Source organism: Methylophaga sp. UBA3613 (assembly GCF_002375415.1).
In the GTDB taxonomy this organism is placed as follows: Bacteria; Pseudomonadota; Gammaproteobacteria; order Nitrosococcales; family Methylophagaceae; genus Methylophaga.
Window position 1 is genome coordinate 18222 of record NZ_DFLS01000007.1, and the last position, 25473, is coordinate 43694.

Annotated in this window: 21 protein-coding genes; 18 read left to right on the forward strand and 3 right to left on the reverse strand. The window is 46.6% G+C overall.

Features of this window, described 5'->3' with window-relative positions; all coding sequences use genetic code 11:
- Positions 1-2 precede the first annotated feature (2 nt).
- The 3 genes from phoB to B3S93_RS08750 form a co-directional block, all read right to left on the reverse strand.
- Entirely contained in the window at positions 3-695 is a 693-nt protein-coding gene (gene phoB / locus B3S93_RS08740) for a phosphate regulon transcriptional regulator PhoB (RefSeq protein ID WP_292358348.1), read from the reverse strand.
- Positions 696-776: 81 nt separating this feature from the next.
- Complete coding sequence (arsJ, locus tag B3S93_RS08745; protein ID WP_292358349.1) at positions 777-2000, reverse strand: organoarsenical effux MFS transporter ArsJ; 1224 nt, start codon at positions 1998-2000, stop codon at positions 777-779.
- Positions 2001-2058: 58 nt separating this feature from the next.
- Positions 2059-3708: an inorganic phosphate transporter gene (locus tag B3S93_RS08750; RefSeq protein ID WP_292358351.1), complete on the reverse strand. Its 1650-nt coding sequence runs from the start codon at positions 3706-3708 to the stop codon at positions 2059-2061.
- Between the two features lie 136 nt (positions 3709-3844).
- Between B3S93_RS08750 and dsbD the strand changes: the two genes are divergently transcribed.
- From dsbD to B3S93_RS08840, 18 genes are all read left to right on the forward strand, one after another.
- Complete coding sequence (gene dsbD / locus B3S93_RS08755) at positions 3845-5683, forward strand: protein-disulfide reductase DsbD (protein ID WP_292402787.1); 1839 nt, start codon at positions 3845-3847, stop codon at positions 5681-5683.
- A gap of 135 nt (positions 5684-5818) precedes the next feature.
- Complete coding sequence (gene aroQ, locus B3S93_RS08760; RefSeq protein ID WP_292358353.1) at positions 5819-6256, forward strand: type II 3-dehydroquinate dehydratase; 438 nt, start codon at positions 5819-5821, stop codon at positions 6254-6256.
- Between the two features lie 9 nt (positions 6257-6265).
- A complete protein-coding gene (gene accB / locus B3S93_RS08765; protein ID WP_292402784.1) occupies positions 6266-6736 on the forward strand; it encodes an acetyl-CoA carboxylase biotin carboxyl carrier protein in 471 nt (156 codons plus the stop codon).
- 54 nt (positions 6737-6790) lie between these two features.
- Positions 6791-8131 carry an acetyl-CoA carboxylase biotin carboxylase subunit gene (accC, locus tag B3S93_RS08770; RefSeq protein ID WP_292358356.1) on the forward strand — a complete coding sequence of 447 codons (1341 nt, stop codon included), beginning with the start codon at positions 6791-6793 and terminating at the stop codon, positions 8129-8131.
- Positions 8132-8142: 11 nt separating this feature from the next.
- On the forward strand, positions 8143-9012 hold the full coding sequence (gene prmA / locus B3S93_RS08775; RefSeq protein ID WP_292402781.1) for a 50S ribosomal protein L11 methyltransferase: 870 nt from the start codon (positions 8143-8145) through the stop codon (positions 9010-9012).
- A complete protein-coding gene (dusB, locus tag B3S93_RS08780) occupies positions 9005-10006 on the forward strand; it encodes a tRNA dihydrouridine synthase DusB (protein WP_292402779.1) in 1002 nt (333 codons plus the stop codon). Before prmA ends, dusB begins: the two co-directional genes overlap by 8 nt.
- Positions 10003-10293, forward strand: a complete 291-nt coding sequence (fis, locus tag B3S93_RS08785; RefSeq protein ID WP_292358361.1) for a DNA-binding transcriptional regulator Fis — start codon at positions 10003-10005, stop codon at positions 10291-10293. The genes dusB and fis overlap by 4 nt, the downstream gene beginning before the upstream one ends.
- A gap of 29 nt (positions 10294-10322) precedes the next feature.
- A complete protein-coding gene (gene purH, locus B3S93_RS08790; protein WP_292402775.1) occupies positions 10323-11888 on the forward strand; it encodes a bifunctional phosphoribosylaminoimidazolecarboxamide formyltransferase/IMP cyclohydrolase in 1566 nt (521 codons plus the stop codon).
- A 13-nt stretch (positions 11889-11901) separates the two neighbouring features.
- Positions 11902-14535: a class I adenylate cyclase gene (locus B3S93_RS08795; protein WP_292402773.1), complete on the forward strand. Its 2634-nt coding sequence runs from the start codon at positions 11902-11904 to the stop codon at positions 14533-14535.
- 54 nt (positions 14536-14589) lie between these two features.
- The gene (gene argC / locus B3S93_RS08800) at positions 14590-15618 is read left to right on the forward strand and encodes an N-acetyl-gamma-glutamyl-phosphate reductase (protein WP_292402770.1); all 1029 of its coding nucleotides are present in this window, start codon (positions 14590-14592) and stop codon (positions 15616-15618) included.
- The gene (locus tag B3S93_RS08805) at positions 15618-16322 is read left to right on the forward strand and encodes a DUF6776 family protein (RefSeq protein ID WP_292402767.1); all 705 of its coding nucleotides are present in this window, start codon (positions 15618-15620) and stop codon (positions 16320-16322) included. Before argC ends, B3S93_RS08805 begins: the two co-directional genes overlap by 1 nt.
- 8 nt (positions 16323-16330) lie before the next feature.
- Entirely contained in the window at positions 16331-16768 is a 438-nt protein-coding gene (locus tag B3S93_RS08810) for a bactofilin family protein (RefSeq protein ID WP_292402764.1), read from the forward strand.
- Positions 16769-16919: 151 nt separating this feature from the next.
- Positions 16920-17264 carry an iron-sulfur cluster insertion protein ErpA gene (gene erpA / locus B3S93_RS08815; protein ID WP_292402761.1) on the forward strand — a complete coding sequence of 115 codons (345 nt, stop codon included), beginning with the start codon at positions 16920-16922 and terminating at the stop codon, positions 17262-17264.
- A 130-nt stretch (positions 17265-17394) separates the two neighbouring features.
- Positions 17395-18684 (forward strand): DUF2254 domain-containing protein, encoded by a 1290-nt coding sequence (locus tag B3S93_RS08820; protein WP_292402757.1) that lies wholly within the window; start codon positions 17395-17397, stop codon positions 18682-18684.
- 77 nt (positions 18685-18761) lie between these two features.
- Positions 18762-19388 (forward strand): TetR family transcriptional regulator, encoded by a 627-nt coding sequence (locus tag B3S93_RS08825; RefSeq protein ID WP_292402754.1) that lies wholly within the window; start codon positions 18762-18764, stop codon positions 19386-19388.
- Between the two features lie 3 nt (positions 19389-19391).
- Positions 19392-20564: an efflux RND transporter periplasmic adaptor subunit gene (locus B3S93_RS08830; protein WP_292402751.1), complete on the forward strand. Its 1173-nt coding sequence runs from the start codon at positions 19392-19394 to the stop codon at positions 20562-20564.
- 2 nt (positions 20565-20566) lie between these two features.
- The gene (locus tag B3S93_RS08835; protein ID WP_292402748.1) at positions 20567-23713 is read left to right on the forward strand and encodes an efflux RND transporter permease subunit; all 3147 of its coding nucleotides are present in this window, start codon (positions 20567-20569) and stop codon (positions 23711-23713) included.
- Positions 23710-25152: an efflux transporter outer membrane subunit gene (locus B3S93_RS08840; protein WP_292402746.1), complete on the forward strand. Its 1443-nt coding sequence runs from the start codon at positions 23710-23712 to the stop codon at positions 25150-25152. The genes B3S93_RS08835 and B3S93_RS08840 overlap by 4 nt, the downstream gene beginning before the upstream one ends.
- Positions 25153-25473: the final 321 nt, after the last annotated feature.

Consider the following 25473-nt stretch of genomic DNA (forward strand, 5'->3'; position numbering starts at 1 on the left):
TGCTATTCAGCAGAAAAACGGTAACCGACACCGCGAACGGTTTGTACCAGGTTGTCATGACCGCTGGGTTCCAGCGCCTTACGCAGACGACGAATGTGCACATCCACTGTGCGCTCCTCTATATATACGGTATCGCCCCAGACAAAATCCAGCAGCTGGGAGCGGTTATAGGCTCGCTCTGGGTTTTTCATAAAAAAGTGTAGTAAACGGAATTCGGTCGGTCCCAATTCAATGCGTTCACCATTCACCGAGACCCGGTGGCTTTTGGTATCCATAACCAGTTCACCCATCTGCAATTTCTGGGCATCATCATCTTCCATCGGACGACAACGACGTAAAACCGCTTTAATTCGTGCAATTAATTCAGGTGGGGAAAATGGTTTATTAATATAGTCATCAGCACCGACGCTCAGACCTTTCACCATATCTTCACTTTCGCCTTTGGCGGTGAGCATAATCACGGGAATGGATGCTAAAAACTCATTGGCACGCAGACGGCGGATAAACTCGATGCCATCAATTCCAGGTAACATCCAGTCCAGCAAAATCATGTCTGGTTGTTGATTTTTCAACCAATCCAGCCCCGTTTCGCCATCCTTGACTGCTTCGCAGGTAAATCCCGTTTGACGCAGACTGAAATTAATCATGTCACGAATGGCGGCGTCATCTTCAACCAGTAATACTGATATGCTCATATCCGATTTTTTCCTGAACTATTTTTCTAAGAATAAAGCTTAACGGCTAAATATGACAATTTGATAACAACGCTGAAAGCTTTATACAGTCTGGTCTTTGCGCGGTAACATTTTTGAAATAAAACTGGCGGACAGAATCATTAAGGCAGAAATGACCAGACAGGCTGCTAACCCGGAAACCTGATAGACCCAGCCAGATAATAATGTACCAAACAATCTTCCAGCCGCATTAGCCATGTAATAAAAACCGACATCCAGGGAAACCCCAGCCGCATCAGCATATGACACGATAAGATAGGAATGGATTGCAGAATTGATCGCAAAGATAGCGCCATAAATTAATAAGCCGACAGTTAAAGCAGGTATGACAGCCCATTCAAAATATACCGAGGCGGCAATCAATAACGGCAACACAAAGAGGGGTAAGGACCATAGCCAGACATGATAGCCATCAGGAGCATTTTGTCTGGAAAAGCCAGTCAGCTTAGGGGCAAGTGCCTGCACAATACCGTAAGCAATTACCCAAGCCGCCAGCAGACCACCGACATAAATAGGTGACCACTGTAATTGGGCATGCAAAAACACTGGTAAGGCCACCACAAACCAGATATCTCGAGAACCAAACAAAAAGAACCTTGCCAACGACAAATGATTCACCGGTGCACTTTTTGACCAGATATCACTGAATTTTGGTTTATTTTTGGCTTTACCCAGATCGCGTTGCAACATGACGATGCTGAAAATCAACACTACCAGAAGCACAATCGCCATGGCCAGTATCGCGCCACGAAAACCGATCCAGGAAAGCAGGGCCGCACCGACAAAGAAACCAACACCTTTCAGGGCATTTTTGGAGCCGGTAAGGATGGATATCCATTTAAATAAGGTTGATTGGGCGTTATCAGCCACCAGCATTTTGATGCTGGATTTGGCACTCATTTTATTCAAATCTTTGGCAATACCGGAGAGTGCCTGCGCGACCATGACATACGCCACAGTGAGCCACTGCGGATCCACCAGCAGCATTGCCAATGCAATAACCTGTAATAACAAGCCCAGATGCATTGTGACGTTTAACCCTACTCTGGCGGCCAGCCAGCCACCGACCAGGTTTGTCACTATGCCGAAAAATTCATACAGAACAAACAGCATTGCCACTTCAAGCGGGCTGTAGCCCAGTTGATGGAAAAACAATACCACCAGCATGCGTAACGCACCGTCGGAAACGGTAAACGCCCAGTAGCTGAAGGTCACCACCAGATATTGCTGAATCGCAATGGGCAATGCTTTAAGTTTATTCAGCATGTTCAAATCGTCCTGACAAATAAGCTGAAAATAATATGTCAGTTTAATGAAGATTTGATTACAGCATGATGCCTCTAATCATAAAGAAGATGCAGGCTGATAAAGTTGCCGCTGCTGGAACGGTGACCACCCACGCTGTGACGATCTTTTTCACCATATCGCGTTTAACGAACAGGTTTTTCTTTTCTTTTTTGAGGACTTTTTTGGCTTTTTTCAGCGCGGACTCTTCCTCATCAATCAATCGATAAAGCTCGGTAATACGTTGATATTCATCCACGGTTTTGGAGGGTTTTTTCTCCAGTTTTTTCAATTCGCCGCGCAGTGCATTAAGCATCTTTTTATCATCTTTGATTTCGGCTTTTTCGCGATCAATCTGGCGTTCGATTTTATTTGATTCATCCAGCCATTCACGCAGGAACCCAACCCCAAATACCCCACCAATGGCAATATGCGTTGTACTGACCGGCAATCCGAGCTGACTGGCAATGATGACGGTCAAAGCAGCAGCCATAGCGATTGAATAGGCTCGCATCTGATCCAGCTCGGTAATTTCACCACCTACGGTACGAATCAGCCTTGGACCATACAGACCCAAGCCAATGGCAATACCTAAAGCACCCACGGCCATAATCCAAAGCGGAATACCGGCTTTATCGGTGATACCACCTGACATAATGGCGTCATTTATTGCGGCCAGAGGACCGATGGCATTTGCCACGTCATTCGCACCATGAGCAAAACTTAATAAGGCCGCAGCAAAGATTAACGGAATAGTGAATTGTGCATTGACACTGGCACGATCATTTTTCATGTATTGCAGATTACTGGCCAGAGACTTTTTAACGATCCAGAACACCAGCACCCCAATCAGAAAACCAATCAATGCAGCAGCCAAAAAACTGGGGTTGGCTTGCGGAGCTATATCGACAATTGGCAGTCCATTCAGCGTAGTTATGAATTGCCCCCATACCTGCTTAAGCCCTTTGATCACCAGATAAGTGGAAAAAGCCCAGGCCATCACCGAAACATAAATCGGTACCCAACGATAGGAAGCCTGAATTTTGTCGTCGCGAAAAATGATGGTTTTTTTGATAGCCAATAAAAAAGAGGCCGCAATAATGCCTCCCATCAATGGCGAAATAATCCAGGAACTGACAATAGCCCCCATAGTGCCCCAGTCAACAATACCAAAGCCAGCGGCAGCCATACCACCGCCCATTACCCCCCCCACTATTGAGTGAGTAGTTGATACAGGCGCTCCGGCGACGGTTGCCAGATTAAGCCATAAAGCCGCTGCTAATAATGCAGCCATCATGGCCCAGACAAAGGTTTCGGTATCGGTACCAAATTGCTTGATATCAATAATGCCGCCTTTAATAGTCGACACCACTTCGCCACCAGCGATAAAGGCACCGGCTGCCTCAAAAATCATTGCGATCATAATCGCGCCGCCCATAGTCAGCGCCTTGGAGCCGACCGCCGGGCCAACATTATTGGCTACATCGTTGGCACCAATATTCATCGCCATATAACCACCGAACACGGCGGCAATGGCTAGAAACAGGTTATTGGGAACACCACCCGAGGTAGCAAAACTGTATGCAAGAATGCCAGCGAGGAAAAATAGAGCGAAGCCTATTCGGGCTAATTCGGCATGGCTTTTTTTGTAGGCCTGTTTTTCAAGTTTATGAATGGTTTTGATTTCCACAAGACACCTGTGTTTCGCCAAAAAAGAAGGCAATTATTACAGTTTAAAGACAACATGACATCCTGTTGCACTCACCCGTGTAACGTTCGACTGTTAGAATGGTCTGTAACTGCAATGAATCAGTGGCGATAATGTAATGAAACAATTTTTAATCCTGCTCATGCTGCTCAGCAGTTTTTCCGCACAGGCGCGCCCGAGCCTGTTGGAGAAATTTGGTTTCGACAGTGCAGACTCTCCTCCTGAAGTTGATGAAGCCTTTGACTTTGAAGCGATAGTGACTGATCCCGAAACGATATTGGCAGGCTGGCAGATAATGGAAGGAAATTATCTGTATCAGAATAAAATCCGCTTCGAAATAATCGGGGATGACTCTGTACAGTTGGGCGAATTTACTTTGCCCGGCGGGCATATGAAAAATGATGCATATTTTGGTTTATCCGAGGTGTATACCAGCGATGTGCAAATCAAGCTGCCGCTGATACGTACTCAGTCCGAACCGACCCGCATCACATTAACAGCCCATTATCAGGGCTGCTCTGAAACGTTTGGTATCTGTTACCCCCCTACCCGCAAAACCTTCGATCTGGAGTTACCGGCAACAACCACAGTCAGCAAGACTGCAACCACTGAGACACAAACCTCGGCCCCGACCTCACTGCTATCTTCCACACCCCTAAGTCAGCAGGATGAAATTTCACAGCGTCTGCAAAATGACAATCTGTTGCAAATTCTGTTTGGTTTTCTGGGGCTCGGCTTATTACTGGCCTTTACCCCCTGCGTTTTCCCAATGATTCCGATTTTGTCCGGCATTATTGTCGGCCAGGGTGAGCATATTACGACCCGCCGGGCGTTTATTCTGTCACTGATTTATGTACTGGCCATGTCCGTTACCTATACAGTGGCAGGGGTTTTAACCGGCTTACTCGGCGGCAATCTCCAGGCTATGCTGCAAAATCCGTGGGTGATATCAGGCTTTGTTGGCATTTTGCTGTTACTGGCGTTATCGATGTTTGGCTTTTATGAATTGCAGTTGCCACATGCTCTGCAACAACGATTGCATCAACTCAGCCACCGTCAGCAGGGCGGTACATTAGCCGGCGTGGCATTGATGGGGCTGCTATCAGGATTAATTGTCGGGCCCTGCCTGGCTCCACCACTAGCAGGTGCCTTATTATTTATCAGTCAGCACGCAGATCCGGTGCTGGGAGGTGCGGCATTATTTGCAATGAGTATCGGCATGGGAATTCCGTTACTGATTATTGGCACCTCAGCCGGAACCCTGCTGCCCAAAGCCGGACGCTGGATGGAAAATATCAAGGCTTTTTTCGGTGTGATGCTGCTCGCTTTGGCGATATGGATGCTGGATCGCATTCTGCCGGGTTGGGCCATTCTGTTTATGAGTGGCGCCCTGCTGGTGATGACCGCAGTGTATCTGGGTGCCCTGAACAATCTACCGATTGAAGCAACTGGCTGGCAAAAATTCTGGAAAGGTCTGGGACTTTTATCACTTATCACGGGTGCATTAATGCTCATCGGCAGTGCCAGCGGCGGACAATCCATTTTGCAGCCTTTGCATAAATTAAGCCTTTCGCCCGGCACAACAGCCCCTCAACCCGCTCTGCAATTTACCTATGTCAACTCACTGGAAGAACTGCAGTCTCAGCTGCAGCAAAGTAATAAGCCGGTGATGCTCGATTTTTATGCCGACTGGTGTACCGATTGCAAAAACATGGAACAAACGACTTTCCGTGATGCCGAGGTCATCAGCACGTTGCAGAATTTTACTTTGCTGAAAGTGGATCTCACAGACAATACTGATGCGCATCAAACCTTGTTAAAATCATTGCGGGTATTTGGTCCACCCAGCATGTTGTTTTTTGACGAAAATGCAGAAGAATCGGCTGAACATCGTCTGGTCGGGCACGTCTCAGCCGCCCAGTTGAACGCTCATCTGGCGGATTTCCAGGCCAGATAATTAAAACTGCAAGAACTTCTCTATTTCGACGAAATTAGCGACAAAAAGCCGGATTTTTAGTTAAAAAGCTGGACAATAAAGCGTTAGCTGGTGCAAAATCTCGGCTTATATTTCCAGTGTTGGTGTGTTGTTATTATGGCGAAATTTCTAGTATTGCATGGCCCCAATCTGAATTTGTTGGGTCAGCGCGAGCCTGAAATTTATGGTGCCACCACGTTAGACGATATCAATACCCGCCTGGCTGAGTTAGCTCAGGCTGATGGCCATCAACTTGATTCACTGCAAAGCAATGCCGAACATGAATTGGTCTCGGCTATACAATCAGCACGTCAGCAATATGATTTTATTTTAATTAATCCCGCAGCTTTTACTCACACCAGCGTAGCCATTCGTGATGCATTAGCTGCGGTCGCAATACCTTTTATAGAAATACATCTTTCCAATGTGCATCGTCGTGAAGCATTCCGGCAACAGTCCTACTTTTCAGATTTGGCTGTTGGCGTGATTTGCGGTCTCGGTGCTCAGGGATATGAATTGGCATTACAAGCTGCCACTAAACAACTCAACCCTTAAGGCTAAATCATGGATATTCGTAAAATAAAAAAATTGATTGATTTGATTCAGGAATCGGATGTTGCTGAAATCGAAATTTCTGAAGGTGAAGAATCTGTTCGTATCAGCCGCGCCAGTTCCGCTTATCCACAACAACAATATTTTGCTGCACCACAACCCGCACCTGCTGCACAGAGCACACCGTCATTTGCCAGTGATGCGGCAAACACCGCGACGGCAGCAGCGGCAACAAAATCCTCTAACGAAGCCAATGCTGTGCGCTCGCCCATGGTTGGTACCTTTTACGGTTCACCCTCACCCGATGCGGCGGCTTTCGTGGAAGTAGGTCAGCAGGTATCCGCCGGTGATGTGATTTGCATCATCGAAGCGATGAAAATGTTCAATCAGATTGAAGCGGATCGTAGCGGTATTGTTAAAGCCATCCTGGTTGAAGATGGTCACCCGGTTGAGTATGACGAACCATTAATCGTTATCGAATAATTTTGCTGACAGCTTCGGCTGTTATGGCAAACCAAAAACTGCGGATAAAACAACATGATTGATAAAATTGTCATCGCTAATCGTGGCGAGATTGCTTTGCGTATTCTCAGAGCATGCTGGGAATTAGGCATTAAAACGGTTGCTGTTCACTCTGATGTGGATCGTGATTTGAAACATGTATTACTGGCTGATGAAAGTGTCTGCATTGGTCCAGCGGCATCGAACCTCAGCTACCTGAATGTCCCCGCGTTGATCAGTGCCGCCGAGATTACCGATGCAACGGCTATCCATCCCGGATATGGCTTCCTGTCTGAAAATGCAGACTTTGCTGAGCGTGTTGAACAAAGCGGCTTTATTTTTATCGGTCCGCGTTCTGAAACAATTCGGATGATGGGTGACAAGGTTGAAGCCATCAAAGCGATGAAAGCGGCCGGGGTTCCGTGTGTTCCCGGTTCAGACGGCCCGCTGGGTAACGATGATCAGACCAATCTGCGTCTGGCAAGAGAAATTGGTTATCCGATTATCATCAAAGCCGCCGGCGGCGGTGGTGGACGTGGTATGCGTGAAGTGCATAGTGAAGCGCATCTGCTCAATGCTATTTCCCTGACCAAGAGTGAAGCAAAATCTGCCTTCAGTAATGATATGGTTTACATGGAAAAATTCCTGGAAAACCCACGTCATATCGAGTTTCAGGTGCTGGCCGATGAGCATGGCAATGCAGTGCATTTAGGTGAACGGGACTGCTCAATGCAGCGTCGTCATCAGAAAGTCGTCGAAGAAGCACCGGCTCCGGGTATTACCCCTGAAATGCGTGCTCGCATGGGTAAAGTCTGTGCCGATGCCTGTGTCCGCATTGGCTATCGCGGTGCGGGTACCTTTGAATTTCTTTATCAGGACGGTGAGTTCTATTTCATCGAGATGAACACCCGCATTCAGGTAGAGCATCCGGTCACTGAACGGGTCACCGGTATTGATCTGGTTGCCGAACAGATTCGTATTGCTTCTGGCATGCCATTATCATTCAGCCAGGAAGACATCATTATCCGTGGTCATGCCATTGAATGCCGAATTAACGCTGAAGATCCACGTACTTTTATGCCAAGTCCTGGTCTGGTCACCCATTATCATGCTCCGGGCGGTGCGGGTATTCGTATGGATTCACATCTGTACAGTGGCTATAAGGTTCCACCTAATTATGACTCGTTAATAGGCAAACTCATTGCCTATGGTAATACCCGTGAATCAGCCATTGCGCGGATGCGTACTGCATTGAAAGAAATTGGTATTGAAGGCATTAAAACTAACGTTGAACTACAACGTGACATTATGGATGACACGCATTTCCAGACCGGTGGCACCAATATCCACTACCTTGAAAAGAAACTCGGACTTTAAGTCCGTTCGTTATGGCCTGGATCCAACTTATTTTTACCAGCTCACCGAAGCAGGCAGAGTCATTATCTGATGCTCTGTCTGAATGCGGAGCAGCCGCTGTTACCTTTCAGGATAACGCTGATCAACCTATCTATGAACCAGCTATTGGTGAAACCCCTTTATGGTCTGCGACGTCGGTCATCGCCCTGTTTGATGCCGAGACAGACACAGAATCACTGCTGACTGCCCTTCGCTCCCAGATTGGCGAGTTGCCTGACCATCGTATTGAAGCCGTGGAGGATAAAGACTGGGAACGCGAATGGATGGAAAATTTCAAACCCATCTGTTTCGGTGAGAAATTATGGATCGTGCCCAGCTGGCATGAACCGCCACAGCCCAACGCCGTCAATATTCTGCTGGATCCGGGACTGGCCTTCGGTACGGGAACGCATCCGACAACGGCTTTATGTCTGCAATGGCTGGATAAAGCCGATTTAACCGGTAAAACCGTAATTGATTATGGTTGTGGCAGTGGCATCCTGGCGATAGCCGCCGCCTTGTTAGGCGCCAATAAAGTGATTGGTGTAGACACTGATCCACAGGCATTGGAAGCAACTCAAGCCAACGCACAACGTAATGGTGTGATCATCGAGACCTACCTGCCACAGCATTGCCCAACGGTTGAATGTGATTTACTGCTAGCGAATATTCTGGCGGGTCCTTTAATGGAACTGATGCCACGCTTTGTAGAATTAACCCGACCTGACACACAACTGGTGTTATCGGGGATTCTGGATGTGCAGGCGGAAACCGTTAGCCAGCATTACCAGACCGAGTTTAAGATGGATAACGCGGTTGTGCTGGAAGAATGGGTGCGTTTGAGTGGAGTTCGTCATGGCTGATAAAGCGCTATCTATCGGTCCTTATACCCTGCCAAATAATCTGTTTCTGGCACCGATGGCCGGGGTCACTGATCGTCCTTTTCGCCAATTGTGTCGAAAACTCGGTGCCGGAATGGCGGTTTCAGAAATGATCACTGCCAATAAAGCGTTATGGGCCAGTAAAAAATCACTATTACGTGCCAACCATGAAGGTGAACCAGAGCCACGCAGCGTACAGATTGCCGGCGCCGATCCACAGATGATGGCTGAAGCTGCACGCCATAATGTGGCGGAAGGCGCCCATATTATTGATATCAATATGGGTTGCCCGGCGAAAAAAGTCTGTAATGTGATGGCCGGTTCAGCATTGCTGCAACATGAAAAGCTGGTCGGCGAGATTCTGAAAGCCGTAGTGAATGCCGTTGATGTTCCGGTGACATTAAAAATCCGTACCGGCTGGGATCGTGATAATCGTAATGGCGTCAGGATTGCCCGAATTGCCGAAGATGCTGGAATTAAGGCTCTGGCAGTACATGGCCGAACCCGTGCCGATGCCTATAAAGGTGATGCCGAATACGACACCATTGCTGAAATCAAATCCCGTATCGCCATTCCTGTCATTGCCAATGGTGATATCGAAACGCCAGAAAAAGCCTTGTTGGTTTTACAGCAAACCGGTGCTGATGGTTTGATGATTGGTCGGGCTGCCCAAGGCAACCCTTGGATATTCCAGCAGATAAATCATTTTCTGCAAACCGGTGAGAATTTGGCAGAACCCTCTGTAACAGAAGTGCAACAAATCTTGATTTGTCACCTCAACACGCTGTACGATTTCTATGGTGAATATTCCGGTGTGCGCATGGCACGCAAGCACATTGCTTGGTACAGCAAAGGGTTACGTAATGGCAATGCCTTTCGCCAACAAATGAATACACTGGAGAAAGCTGAACAACAGCTGGCTTTTACAGATGCATTTTTTGCGCAACTCGCTGACAAGGATTCACTGGCCGCATGAATAAAGCATTGAACGACGAATTTGCTGACTGTATTGATCTGGGCGTAACCGCGGAACAACAACACGCGCCCTTAAATCAATGTGTCACCAATGCACTGAAAACCTACTTTGAACAACTGGACGGCCACTCCCCTGCTAATTTATATGAAATGCTGATGACCGAGGTTGAAGTACCTCTGTTACAAGCCGCCTTGGCCCATACCCAAGGCAATCAAAGTCGCGCTGCTGAAATTCTGGGCATTAACCGCGGCACGCTACGAAAAAAACTCAAGCAATACGGCTTGTAAACAAGCCTGAATCCCAATCTGGAATCCTGATGAACTCGATTAAACGCGCACTGTTGAGTGTTTCTGACAAAACCGGCATTGTTGAATTTGCCAAACAACTGCAAGATCTGAACGTTGAACTACTCTCCACCGGCGGTACAGCTAAATTACTTAGCGAAGCCGGCCTGAACGTCAAAGAAGTCTCCGAACACACCGGTTTTCCGGAAATGATGGATGGCCGCATTAAAACCCTGCATCCGAAAATTCATGGTGGCCTGCTGGGTCGTCGGGGCAAGGATGACGACATCATGCAGCAACATGACATCGCTCCAATTGATTTGGTAGTCGTAAACTTATATCCGTTTGAAGCCACCGTGGCGCGTGAAGACTGCCCGCTGGAAGACGCTATAGAAAATATTGATATTGGCGGCCCGACCATGTTGCGTGCAGCAGCAAAAAATCATGCTGATGTGACGGTTGTTGTAGATCCGGCTGATTACTCGCGAGTCATTGAACAGATTCAATCGCAGGGTGGAACGGATGATCACACCCGTTTTGATCTGGCACTGAAAACCTTTGAACATACAGCACACTACGATGGTGCGATTGCCAATTATCTTGGCACTATTCAGGCTGATAAAAGCAAAGCCGCATTCCCGCGTACATTTAACAGTCAGTTCCAGCTCAAACAAGCGATGCGTTATGGGGAAAACCCACATCAAAAAGCTGCTTTTTATGTGGAGAAGCAGGCTGAAACCGGTTCAATCGGTGCCTCTACCCAGTTACAGGGCAAGGAATTGTCCTATAACAACATCGCCGATACTGATGCCGCGCTGGAATGTGTCAAAGTCTTTAACGACAAACCGGCGTGTGTCATTGTTAAGCATGCCAATCCCTGTGGTGTCGCCACAGCAGATGATTTGCTGACAGCCTATGATCTGGCCTATCAAACCGATCCGACTTCGGCATTTGGCGGCATTATCGCCTTTAACCGTGAACTGGATGGAAAAACGGCACAAGCCATTATTGATCGTCAGTTTGTTGAAGTGATTATCGCACCTAAAATCAGTGATGCCGCCAAAGCCGTTGTCGCTGGCAAAGCCAATGTGCGTTTGCTGTGCAGTGGTGATTTCCCGACGACTCCTGCCACTGATTTTGATTTCAAACGTGTGACAGGTGGGTTACTGGTGCAGGATCGTGATATCCAGATTGTCAGCGAGGCTGAATTAAAAGTTGTCACTAAACTGCAGCCTACCCAAGAACAACTGGCTGATCTGCTATTTGCGTGGCGTGTAGCCAAATTTGTGAAATCCAATGCGATTGTCTATGCCAAAAATCAGCAGACGGTTGGAATTGGCGCCGGCCAGATGAGCCGTGTGGTTAGCAGTCGCATTGCTGGAATTAAAGCCAATGATGCAGGCTTGACTGTTCCGGGCGCAGTAATGGCATCCGATGCCTTCTTCCCGTTCCGTGATGGTCTTGATGCGGCTGCCGAAGTAGGTATCAGTGCGGTAATCCAACCGGGTGGTTCGATGCGCGATGACGAAGTCATTGCTGCAGCGGATGAGCATGGTATTGCAATGGTCTTTACCGGCATGCGGCATTTCCGCCACTAAGTTTGAGTGACTTGTGGATCGCGCCCAGGCTCTACGTGTATTTCAGGCACATAACCGCGCCCGAATCAGCCGTTTAATAGAGCTGGCACCACACAAACAGGCGATGTTCTATCGCCTGTTGCCATTATTATTTCATATCAACCATAAACTGCTGCCGGGGTTTGTCAGTGATGACTGTCCGGCTGGCATTATGGATTACCAACCTGATAGCGAAGCGCTCAACAGTGCTATCAATCTGAATCGAAATTTCAGTCATCGCCGCAAAGCATTAAGACGTTATGCATTACGCGGTATCTACTTGCTTAATCCTGCAGGACAAATCCGCTATCCAGACCCTGCCAGCTTTGATCTATGGCTGGTGCATCATGCCACCTTAAAACCTGATCAACTGGCTATTTTGCAAAACAAAGTTGAAGGTATTGTTCAGTGGGCGGCAACGCTGGGCATTGAGTTGCGATTTCGATTACTGGATGAAACACAGTGCCAAAACGAGACTATTTCAAGTGCCGAAAGAGAAGCATTTTATTTACAGGGTCTGTGTATTGCCGGCAGCGCCCCGCTTTGGTGGTTAATTACCAGCGAAGAACATCAGACATATTTGCAAATTGCTGAAAGGTTATTGTCGCAAAGAGGCTTAACCCAAATCAGTTTGCTGAATTTTGGTTTTGATCGCTCCCCCCATCCTGAGCACCTGTTTAATCAGGCCTGCCAGATGTTTAGCAAAGCTATTGATGGTGATGTAACAGCATTTCTGGATTTAATCTTTATACAGTCTCAATTGAAATTATTTCCTGGGATTGTGCATTTGTCTGACCGCTATAAAGAAAAGGTCGAGCATGGCGAAACCGATAGTCTGCAAGTAGAACCTGCCAGTCTCAAACTGACCGAAATAGAAAGAAACGCAGCGAATGATGTGCAACAACTAGCAAGGCAGGCTTATTATGTTTTGTGTGGAGAACGCTTATCCCAACAGGTAAAACATCCCCAGTTTGCCTGGCGCCGCCATAGCCTGCAAAGCATTTATAAAGACTGGAACTGGTCGGCAGAAACCTTAAAAAAAGAAGATAGCCGTTCAACCTGGGATTATCCCCAACGTCATCAATGGTGGTCGAGTCTTAGCCCAAAACTAAATGGATTCGCATCAGATCTGCAGCAGTTTGCCAGGCAGCATCCGGGCAGCGATGCGAGTCAGCTCAAGGTGCTGGAAAAAGCACTCGCGCTATCGCTGGATACTACCGAGTCAATTATTGAACAATTACCAGTTGCGCTACAAATGACAGATGGGCCGGAGCAACTTTACCTTTACCGGTTCACTGATCAAATGGAATGGAAACTCAGCTCAATACCGCTTAATGACGCGAAACAGGTTGGCCTGAAACAGCATAAATCGCTGACATATCTTCTGGTGTGGGCCGTTCGCAATCATATTCTGACCACACGTAGCTGGTTAAGAGTGGCAGATCAAAAGCAGCAGATAAACATTAATCTGGTACTTGAACTGACCCAAAACTTGTTGAAATCATCATTACCGTTGCATCAGAGCGTCGAGAGTAAGGAAGTATTTCTGCAACCGGCTAAAGCGGAGCGTTTAATGCTGTTTGCCAATCTGCAAACGACTGGTAATGATATCCAGCAAAGTGGTCCGATACAGATGGCCAGTCTGAACAATGATCCCTTAAGTTATACTTCAAACAGACAGAATCTTGTCAGCAGTCTGGATCTGTTGCTCTATACCAGTTGGGGACAATGGCATCATTACCGTTTTGATGGCAATAATGCGGTCACTGAAGCCCTAAGCCAGGTACTTAAATGGCAGCCAACCGCACAACTGAGCAGCCATATTTCATGCTGGTGCGCCACCGGCTTTTTTGGTCAGGCGATTAATACCCGTTTGCAGCAATTGTTTGACGCCGTATTGACCCATTATCAATATCATCCAAGGCAAGGTCGTTATCTGATGCTGCTGGGAGACCATCTATCTCAGCTGCAATGGCAAGATGATCAACTGCAAATAAAACAGTTTGCAGCAGAAAAAGACCTCAAGCATGCTCTCGCAGAGGAACAAAAACATTACCTGCCGACCCGCGTCGATAGCTATCTGGATAGTGACAATCTGCTTAATTCGATGCTGCTATATCAACAACCGCAGACAGTAAGTTTGTTTGCCTATCGCCTGACAGATACCACAGAGATCTATGTTATTGATGAACTCGGACGTCTGCAGCAATTTGCCTATCCATCATTAACGGAAGCGCAGATCCTTGCCCAGTTGAAACTGTTTATTAGTAATAGCGTGGGTGATGCGGTAGTGCAATGCGATTGTTATCAACTTTTAAGACAGCAACAGCGTTGGCAAATAAATCCGATCCAACCCTCCAGACCAGAGTCAGCCACGTTCTCGGTTATTTGGCAGATTACCGGTGCTCAACTGGCATTAAGCCTGAAGTCACAAACCGTTAAAACCGATCTCGGTGATCCGCAGCTCATTCCGCTTCTGGCTGAATTATTTCAACACAATACGGGTCATAAACCTGCGATTTATTTCATTGATAAATTACAGTTTGTGCCTAAGGCACCTTATTCGAGTCTGTTTTTCCTGAACCGCAAATACGAATTAGAGCAGCAGTTTAATCAGGTAAAGCTTTAGATTTCGCCGCAGCTCTTTTATGATGTGGAACCTGACTCATTACAAAGAATACGTATGATTAAAGTAGGAATTGTTGGTGGCACGGGATATACCGGTGTTGAACTGCTTCGTTTATTAGCCATTCATCCTGAGGTCTCTCTGGAGATCATCACTTCACGCAGCGAAGCTGGTATGCCGGTGAGTGATTTGTATCCTAACCTTCGCGGCCATGTTGATTTGTGCTTTACCGTTCCTGATGACGATGCATTAGCGGCCTGTGATGTGGTTTTCTTTGCCACCCCTCATACCGTTGCTATGGCAAGTGTGCCATCGTTAATCGATCGTGGCGTTAGAGTGATTGATTTATCAGCTGACTTTCGACTGAAGAATATCCCGTTGTGGGAGAAATGGTATAACACTCCCCATACCTGCCCACATTTAGCAGAACTGGCCGTCTATGGATTGCCAGAGCTCAATCGTGAAGCCATTCGCGAAGCACAGTTAGTGGCTGTTGCCGGGTGTTATCCGACTGCTGTGCAGTTAGGCTATATGCCTTTGCTGGAAGCTGGGCTGATTGATCCACTACATTTGATTGCTGATGCGAAATCAGGTGTCAGCGGCGCCGGACGCAAAGCCAGCTTTGGCACTATGCTGACTGAAGCCAGCGAGAATATGAAGGCCTATGCCGTTGCCGGTCATCGTCATTTACCTGAAATCCGTCAGGGTCTGAATCAGATGCATGGCACCGAAGTAGGTCTGACGTTTGTACCTCATCTCACACCGATGATTCGTGGTATCCATGCCACTTTGTATAGCCAGCTACTCAAATCAACTGATCTACAAAGCTTATTTGAGCAACGTTTTGCTGATGAACCCTTTGTTGATGTAATGCCCGCAGGTTCTCATCCTGAAACCAGGAGTGTACGTGGTGCCAATATTTGCAGAATAGCCGTACATCAACCTGAAAATGCTGATACTGTTGTGGTGTTATCAGTTATTGATAATCTGGTTAAAGGCGCATCAGGACAGGCGATACAAAATATGAATATCATGTTCGGTCTTGATGAGCGTCTTGGCATTAACCACATAGCAACCCTACCCTGATGAGCTCACCTCTCGATAGTTACGTTATAAAACCAAAGCGCCCGCTGCGCTTTGTTGTCTGGTTAATAATAGCTATCGTTATCAGTGGACTTCTCCAGTGGTACTGGTTTAATCGTGACAGCGGCAATACAGCCCAGCTGATCGAGCAAAATCAGCAAATGACGGAACAGATTGCTGCAATGAAAACCGAGCTGATACAACAGTCGGAGCTGCTGCAAAACCAGGAACAAGTTCAGGCCATGCATCAGGCAACAGCCCAGCAATTACAGAATCGATTGCAACAACTGCAAAAGAAAGTAATTGAGCTAAATAAAGAATTACTTTTTTATCAAAATATTACCCAGGGTAACAGTACCAGTGAACTGCAAATCCGCGATTTGCAGTTACGGCCAGAAACCGAGAACTCAGATCAAGTTCGCTATCGGTTGGTCATTACTCAGGGTAAAAATATCAGCGAACCGATTACCGGTGAGGTGATTATCCGATTGCAAAATACTGAAGGTGAAGGCGACGAGGCCAAAGCGATCGATCTCAACATCACCGAGCATCCTCTTAATCTCCGTCATGTTCAGGTTATTGAGGGTGTCTTCAATCTTGGTGAATTATCAGATCCTGAACAAATCAGCGTCAGTTTGCGCCAGAAAGACAAAATACTAATTTCACGCAGCTTTGATTGGCAAACAGAAACACCCGTCGGGCAATGAGGTAATTCATGTTCAGCAGCAAAAAAAATAAACGGCGTAAGGCCGCCCGTATTGACACATTAATTGGTGAGAACACCCATTTTAAAGGCGATATTCACTTTAGGGGTGGTTTACGAATAGATGGTGTAATCACTGGTAATATTACTGCTGATGAAGGTGAGCCCGCATTATTAACGCTGAGTGAAAAAGGCCGCATAGAAGGCGAAGTCCGGGTGCCATTTCAAATTATCAATGGTGATGTCAAAGGCAATTTATATGCAGTTGAACATATTGAACTCGCCAATAAAGCACGTATCAATGGCAATGTTTTTTATAAGTTGCTGGAAATGGCAGTTGGCAGTGAAGTCAACGGAAAATTAATTCATGTCGGCGAAGCGGAAGAAACCGACTTGAGCCTTGAACATTCCCAAACCGATCCCAATTTAAACCTTGAACAACAGACCTAGGGGCTGTTGATCTTTCAGAGCCGCTTCTGTTTTGACTGAAAAATGGCCTCAATAATTGGTAGCGCTTAAAGATAAAGAGACCATAATACTTGACTATTTTAGTCAGAATTGGATAATAAATGAACAATCTTAGATATCAACGGAGTAAATCATGACGAGCGAAATGCCAAGTCCAGTTCTATTCACCGATTCGGCTGCGTCAAAAGTCAGCGAACTCATTGCCGAAGAAGGTAATGATCAATTAAAACTGCGCGTATTTATCACTGGCGGTGGTTGCTCCGGGTTTCAATATGGTTTTACATTTGAAGAAGAAGTCAGTGAAGGTGATACCGAAATCGAAAAATCCGGTGTCACTTTATTGATTGATCCTGCGAGTTACCAATATCTGGTAGGTGCCGAAATTGACTATACTGATGGAGTGGAGGGCTCACAATTTGTGATCCGTAATCCTAACGCTACGACAACATGTGGCTGTGGTTCTTCTTTCTCTCCATAACCGTCCCTGAACATAATTGAATCAAAACCACTATACCGCCATGCGGTGTAGTGGTTTTTTTATGTCCATTGATTTTATTTTCTAATCGCAGACAAACTGATATAAAGTTTATTTAAGGAAATCCACCTGCATGCTCTCCAAATGGCAATGGTTACTCACACAACTCACTCGCACATTATGGGTTCGTGCTTCTTTTTTTGCGTTGCTCGCAGTGGTGACAGCTCTGATTGCCATTCCAGCTCAGCAAATGATCGACAACCCATTTCCGTTTAGCGTCGGTTCAGATTCCGTCGGGCAGATTTTAGATATCCTGGCATCAAGCATGTTAGCGGTAACCACATTTTCATTAAGTGTGATGGTGTCGGCCTATACTGCAGCAAGTAGTAACGTAACACCTCGTGCCACCAAACTAGTAGAACAAGACACCACTACTCAGAATGTTTTAGCCACATTTATTGGTTCTTTTTTATATAGTCTGGTCGGCATTATTGCTTTGAGCACCGATCAATATGGTGAAAATGGTCGCCTGATTTTGTTTATTGTGACCATCGGTGTGATTATTTTGATTGTCATTACCATTCTGCGCTGGATTGAACATCTTTCTCAACTTGGTCGCGTGGGAGAAACCACCGAGCGGGTCGAAAATGCAGCCGCCAATACCATTACTCAGCGTATTCAACATCCCACTTTTCGCGCAAAAAGGCTCTTTGAGAAAAATGATATTCCTGACAATGCCAACGCTATTTATGCCAAAAGCATTGGCTATGTCCGGCATATTGATGTTGGTGCATTAAATGATTACGCCAAACAATATGAGGCTGAAATCGGTGTACTGGCATTACCAGGTGAATTTGTACACCCAGCCAAGCCTATTGGGTGGATAAATACCGAGACCAGTGATGAAATGATTACTAAAATCTGTTCTGCTGTGACATTAGGTAATGAACGTTCATTTGACCAGGATCCCCGCTTTGGTTTGTCAGTTTTAGCCGAAATAGCCTCGCGGGCACTTTCCCCTGCCGTAAATGATCCCGGCACCGCTATTGATGTTATCAATCGTGGATTTCGACTTCTTGTTCCCTGGAAAGGCTATAAATTTGCTGATAGCGATGAGCAGATAATCTATCGCCATGTTCGGGTGCCAGAATTGGAATTGGGTGATCTGCTGGATGATATTTTTATGCCAATCGAACGTGATGGTACCAACATGATAGAGGTGCAACTTCGCTTGCAGCAAGCACTTGCGGCCTTACATAAAATCTCGGCAGAAGTCTTTGGAGAAGAAGTATCCCGTCATTTACAGCTGATGAAACAGCGGACAGATCAATCTTCATTGGTGGAAGCGGATAAACAGCGTTTAAAACCAATTTACGATCAATTAATCTCATCCGAACCAATTATTCAGGACACCTTACTGTAAAAATTTTCTGACGTTAACTTTACCTTAACTTAACGCATGTATATTATGAATGAACGTTCATTCATAATAAGTCAACTATGTCTCCAGCCAAAAGCACTGCCGATAAACGTGAAGCTATTTTCTGTGCCACCTTAAAGTTGCTCTCCAACTACGGTTTTCATGGTTTTTCGATTAAACAACTTGCCGAAGAGGCTGGTGTTGCCACTGGCACCATTTATCTTTATTTCAAAGATCGGGATGAACTGATCCGTGAGCTCAATACCCACATAATTGATGACTTTATCAAAGCAACACTGGAGGGCCATGATCAGCAGCAACCACTCAAACAACAATATCGACGAATGTGCTGCAATCTCTGGCGCTTTTGCATCGAAAATCCCTGCATAACGCACAGCAAAGCACAATTTGATCATCTGCCCCCGGATATTTTACGTAGCCAGCGTAGTCATGCCTGGGATGCGCTTCAACCGCTTAAGGATTTGTTTGAAAAAGGACGGGCAACACAACAAATTAAAAACTTATCCGACGATATTCTGATCAGTCTGAGTTTTGAACCTTATCTGTTTCTCGCCCGCCAACATTTAATCGACGTTATCAAAGTCGATAACGATGCCCTGACTAATATTATTGATGCAAGCTGGGATGCAATCGCCTGCTCGCCTTCACAGAATGACGATACTGACGGACAAGACAATCAGGAGTAGTAAATGCCACGCCATTTTTTATCTGTTAAAAAATTGATGTTGATAAGTTTATTGACGCTCAATATGGCAGCATGCCAATCCTCCGACTCTCAAGATGCCCAGCAAAATACACAGCAAGCTGCTCCGAAAGTGGATGTGGTGAACCTGATTCCACAAACGGTCACGATCAAAACAGAATTACCGGCAAGAACGGTAGCTTTCCGCCAGGCTGAAGTCAGACCCCAGGTAAATGGCATTATTCAAAACCGACTGTTTGAAGAAGGCGCTGACGTTAAAGCCGGTCAACAGTTGTATCAAATCGATGAAGCACCTTTTCAAGCGGCTTTACAAATGGCTAAAGCAGAACTGGCCCGGGCCCGGGCCAATATTCAATCAACTAAAGCCCGTGCAGAACGATTTAAAGGGCTGATTGATAACAAAGCCATCAGTCAGCAAGATTATGATGATGCCCAGGCAGCGTATTTACAGGCACAGGCAGAAGTTTCCGTGGCGCAGGCGAATATTCAAACTGCTGAAATAAATTTACGGTATACCAAGGTAAATGCCCCTATAGATGGTCGCACTGGACGGTCGAATATTACCGAAGGTGCCCTGGTCACAGCACAACAGGAATCACCTTTAACCACCATAACGCAGACCGACCCGATTTATGTCGATATATCGCAGGCATCAAAAGAGGTGCTTCGTTTACGCAGGCAATTACTCTCCGGGAGAATTTCAGAAGAAGATACCGTGCAAGTTAAATTAACGCTGGAAGATGGCTCAACCTATCAACATCAAGGTGAACTGCAATTCTCTGAAGTTAATGTCAATGAAGATACTGGCAGTCTGGTGATGAGGGCTAAATTCCCCAATCCGGATGGCTTGCTGTTACCAGGCATGTATGTCAAAACTGAAATCAATGAAGGAACCATGCCTGACGCCATTTTGGTTCCCCACAAAGCCGTGATGTTTTCTCGCGAGGGAACCGCAAGCGTAATGTTGGTAAACGATGAAAATATTGTTGAACAACGGCCAATAGAAGTCAGACAGTCCATTGATCATAACTGGCTGGTCTCTGACGGGCTCTCCGGTGGAGAAAAAGTAGTTGTGGAAGGTTTGCAAAAAATTGCCGTCGATTCTGCCGTGGAGATTGAGATTGAAACTGAAACCTCCCTCCAGCAGGCTCAGGAGTAATCATGGCACGTTTTTTTATTGATCATCCGATATTTGCATGGGTTATTGCGATATTAATCATGCTGGCTGGCTTGCTGTCGATTTTTCAGCTGCCGATAGCACAATATCCCGGTATAGCTCCAACAGCGATTGAAATCCGTACCGCCTACCCTGGCGCCTCAGCCAAAGTAGTAGAAGATTCAGTAATTCAGGTAATCGAGCAAAACCTGACCGGACTGGATGATCTGCAATATATCAGCTCCACCAGTGACTCCAGTGGTGTTGGCCAGATTACGGTCACTTTCCAGGCAGATACTGATCCGGATATTGCTCAGGTTCAAGTGCAAAACAAACTGCAGGCAGCCATGCCTTTATTGCCTCAGGATGTTCAGCAGCAAGGGATTCGGATCACTAAATCCAGTACCGGTTTTTTGATGGTATTGGGCTTTGTTTCCAATAATGGAAAAATGGATCGCTATGATATTGCCGACTATGTGGCGGCTAATATTCAGGACCCTGTCAGCCGGGTAAATGGGGTTGGGCAAATTAATTTGTTCGGGTCGCAATATGCGATGCGGATCTGGCTAAATGCCAACAATCTGGCCAACTATAAATTAACCACCGAAGATGTCGTTAACGCGATTCGCGAGCAGAACGTCCAGATTGCAGCGGGTGAGATTGGTGGAACACCAGCTGTTGAAGGACAGCAGATTGCCGCCAGCATAGTGGTTGAAACCCGGATGGAGACGGTTAGTGAATTTGAAAATATCCTGCTACGTGTCAACCAGGATGGATCGGAAATCCGCATTAAAGACGTAGCCAATGTGTCACTGGGTGGTGAAAACTTTCAATTTGAAACCGAATACAACAAACAGTCAGCTGCCGGTCTGGGCATCACACTAGCGTCGGGTGCAAATGCGCTGGAAACCGCTCAAATGATCCGTGACCGAATATCCGAACTTGAACCGTTTTTCCCTGAAGGCCTGGAAGTCACATACCCTTATGACACCACTCCTTTTGTCAAAATATCCATTGAAGGGGTAGTCAAGACTCTGGTTGAAGCCATGATTCTGGTATTCCTGGTGATGTATCTGTTCTTACAGAATTTTCGTGCCACGCTGATCCCGGCGGTTGCCGTTCCAGTGGTTATTTTGGGAACGTTTGGCATCCTTTTCGCGTTTGGCTTTTCCATTAATATGCTGACCATGTTTGCCATGGTGCTGGCCATCGGGCTGTTGGTCGATGATGCCATCGTGGTGGTGGAAAACGTCGAACGTGTTATTCATGAAGATGGTTTATCACCCAAAGAAGCCACGCGTAAGTCGATGGATCAGATTACCGGAGCTTTGGTCGGTATTGTGTTAACGGTTTCTGCCGTGTTTATTCCAATGGCTTTTTTCCCGGGCTCAACCGGGGTCATTTATCGGCAATTTTCCATTACCGTTGTTGCGGCAATGGCTTTATCACTTTTGATCGCGTTAACGCTCACCCCAGCTCTATGTGCTTCATTATTAAAAGATGCTAAACACGACCCATCCAAAAAACGTGGCTTTTTTGGCTGGTTTAATCGCAGCTTTGAAAAAACCAGCAAGGGAACTCAGAATGCCGTTGGCTATCTGATCAAACGTTCTGCACGCGTTATGCTGATTTACCTATTGATTGTGGCAGGTCTGGCCTACTTATTTACCCAGTTGCCTTCGTCCTTTTTCCCGGATGAAGATCAGGGCATTTTATTTACTGAAATGCAGTTACCGGTCAACGCCTCGAAACAGCGTTCTATTGAAGTGATGAATCGCATTGAAGATTATTACCTTGAACAGGAAGGTGATAATGTCGAATCAGTGTTTTCTGTTATCGGCTATAGCTTTAGTGGTCGCGGACAGAATAGTGGTCTGATTTTTGTTAATTTAAAAAGCTGGGATCAGCGCACAGCGCCAGAACAAAGTGCTCAGGCAATTGCCAATCGTGCTTCGGGCTATTTCAGTCAGTTTAAAGATGCGGTGGCTTTTGCTATTGCCCCTCCTCCCATTCGTGAGCTGGGTAATGCCAGTGGCTTTAATATGATGTTGCAGGATTTAGGTGGCATGGGTCATGAAGAACTGGTCAAAGCCCGAGACACTCTGTTAATTCAAGCTAATCAGGATCCACGTTTAAATCAGGTGAGGCACAGCGGTTTGCAGGATCGCCCCCAATTCAAAATTGATATTAATCACCAAAAAGCCATGGCTTTTGGTGTCTCGTTGGATGATATCAACAGCACCTTTGGAACAGCGTGGGGATCCACTTATGTAAATGATTTTATTGACAAAGGTCGTGTCAAAAGAGTCTATGTACAGGGTGATGCCCCGTTTCGCATGATGCCCGAAGATGTAGGAGACTGGTATGTGCGTAATAGTAGTGGAGAGATGGTCCCTTTATCAGCCATCAGTGATTCGCGATGGATATACGGGTCACCACGCCTTGAACGCTACAATGGTGTTCCTGCGATGAACATTCAGGGACAAGCCGCCGCAGGATTAAGCTCAGGTGAAGCCATGCAAGCCATGGAAGAACTGGTTGATCAATTACCTGAGGGCTTTGGCTATGAATGGACGGCTCTGTCTTTACAGGAACGTGCATCCGGGGCCCAGGCACCACTTTTATATGCGTTATCGATTCTGGTGGTATTTCTGTTTTTAGCCGCTTTATATGAAAGCTGGTCGGTACCTTTCTCTGTCATGCTGGTGGTTCCGCTGGGTGTACTTGGAGCTGTGCTGTTTGCCTTAAGCAGAGGAATGTCCAATGACATCTACTTTCAGGTTGGCCTATTAACCACCATAGGTTTATCGGCTCGAAATGCCATTTTAATCGTCGAATTTGCTAAATCCCTTTATGAAGAGGGTAAGTCGCTATCGGAGGCGACACTGGAAGCCATCAGAATGCGTCTGCGCCCAATTGCCATGACAGCACTTACTTTCATGCTGGGGGTAACTCCGCTGATGTTAGCAAGCGGTGCAGGCAGTGGTGCACAAAATGCGATTGGTACCGGCGTATTCGGCGGCATGCTGGCAGCAACAAGCCTGGCAATATTTTTTATTCCTGTGTTCTTTGTAGTGATCTTTACATTGGCACAAAAAATTACTGGTAAAACACCTGCTAAACAGCAGGTTTCTCAAGGAGAATCGGCATGAATGCCAAATTGAAACTGATTTCTGTAATGACATTATCAGCAGTGCTCAGCGCCTGCTCGATGATTCCCGATTATCAACGTCCTGCAAATCCAGTGATGCTGGAAAACAGTGAGGCTGTCGTTAATGCCTCGTTAGCTGCTGACACAGGCTGGCAGGAATTTTACCAAGACGAGCAGCTGCAACAACTGATTGCATTATCACTGGAAAATAACCGTAACCTTCGGGCCACGGTGTTGCAGGTAGAGCAATTGCGTGCACAGTACAAAATCCAACGTGCCGAACTTTTGCCAGCAGTCGATGGCACTGCAAGCGCCACTCGTCAACGCGTACCTGAAGGCGTTAGCTCCGGCACCCAGACTGTTGGTGGCGGTGGAATTTATGAGGAATACCAGATTGGTGTTGGAATCTCGGCCTGGGAAATAGACTTTTTTGGTCGGATTGACAGTTTGCAGCAAGCCGCTCTGGAACAGTTTCTTGCCAGTGAGGCCAGCCGTAGAAGTATTCAGCTGACATTAGTTTCTGAAGTGGCCGATGCCTGGTTCAGCTGGCAGGCCACCGTTGCCCAGCTGGAATTTTCCAGCTCCACACGCGAAGCCCGGGAAGAAAGTTATGAACTGATCAACAAACGCTTTGAGTCTGGTCTGGCATCAGAACTTGCGTTAAGACAAGCTGAAACAGCATTACATGAAGCGCGTATTGCCGAGTCGAGTTTTCAGCAGCAAGCCAATCAAAACTTTACCGCGCTGGAGTTGTTAGTTGGACAGAGACTGGATCGTCAGCATTGGCAGGCTGATTGGGAAGATGATGATCCATTATTGCAGGACTTACCGGTAAATCTGTCTTCTGAAGTGTTGTTGGCCAGACCGGATGTGATGCAGGCCGAACATCAGATTAAAGCTGCCAATGCCAATATTGGTGCGGCAAGAGCAGCTTTTTTTCCACGTATCAGTTTGACAACCGCCATTGGTATTGGTGGCTCAACCCCTTCTGATCTGAGTGATAGCGGTAATCGTTTGTGGCAGATTTCTCCACAGCTATCAGTTCCTTTACTTGATTGGGGTGTGAATGATGCAAACCTGGATGTCGCTGAGTTAGAAAAAGACATCAATATTGCCCGTTATCAGGAAACCATTCAGCGGGCATTCAAAGAGGTGCTTGATGAAATGCAGGCAAGAGAAACCCTGGATGCTCAGCTGGATGCTCAACAGGATTTAACCAAAGCAACCAATCGCAGCCTGGAATTAGCTCAAATCCGTTACGGTGCCGGGGTGGACAGCTATCTGGAAGTTCTGGATGCGCAGCGCAGTCATATTGATGCCCAGTTAGCTCAAATTGATACCCGACTGGCACGGTTACGTAATCAGTTAACACTTTATAAGGCATTGGGTGGGGGCCTAAAAGCATACTCCGGCGAGGTGATTGAACCGGCAACGCCATGAAAAGAGTTGGTTTAACAATTGATTTATCGTTATGCTAGGGCTTGTTGATCTTTCATATCCACCACTGCTGGTGGCTATTTTTGTGTCCGACAAGGCGGAAAGAACGCCGTGTAGCCTTCCTACATAAGTGATTGACAACGCAGGCGGGCGCAAAAATAGTCCCAGCCCTTCGGGGTGTGTCTGAAAAAGCGCCACTTATGTCCACGGATGGACTGTATGCCGGCGCGCCAGGGAGGTGCGCGCCGGTCTGCGTTGCTCGTCGCTTATTTAGAACAACTAAAAGGCGCTCCTCGTGCCTTGATTGACGCTTTTTCAGCTCAC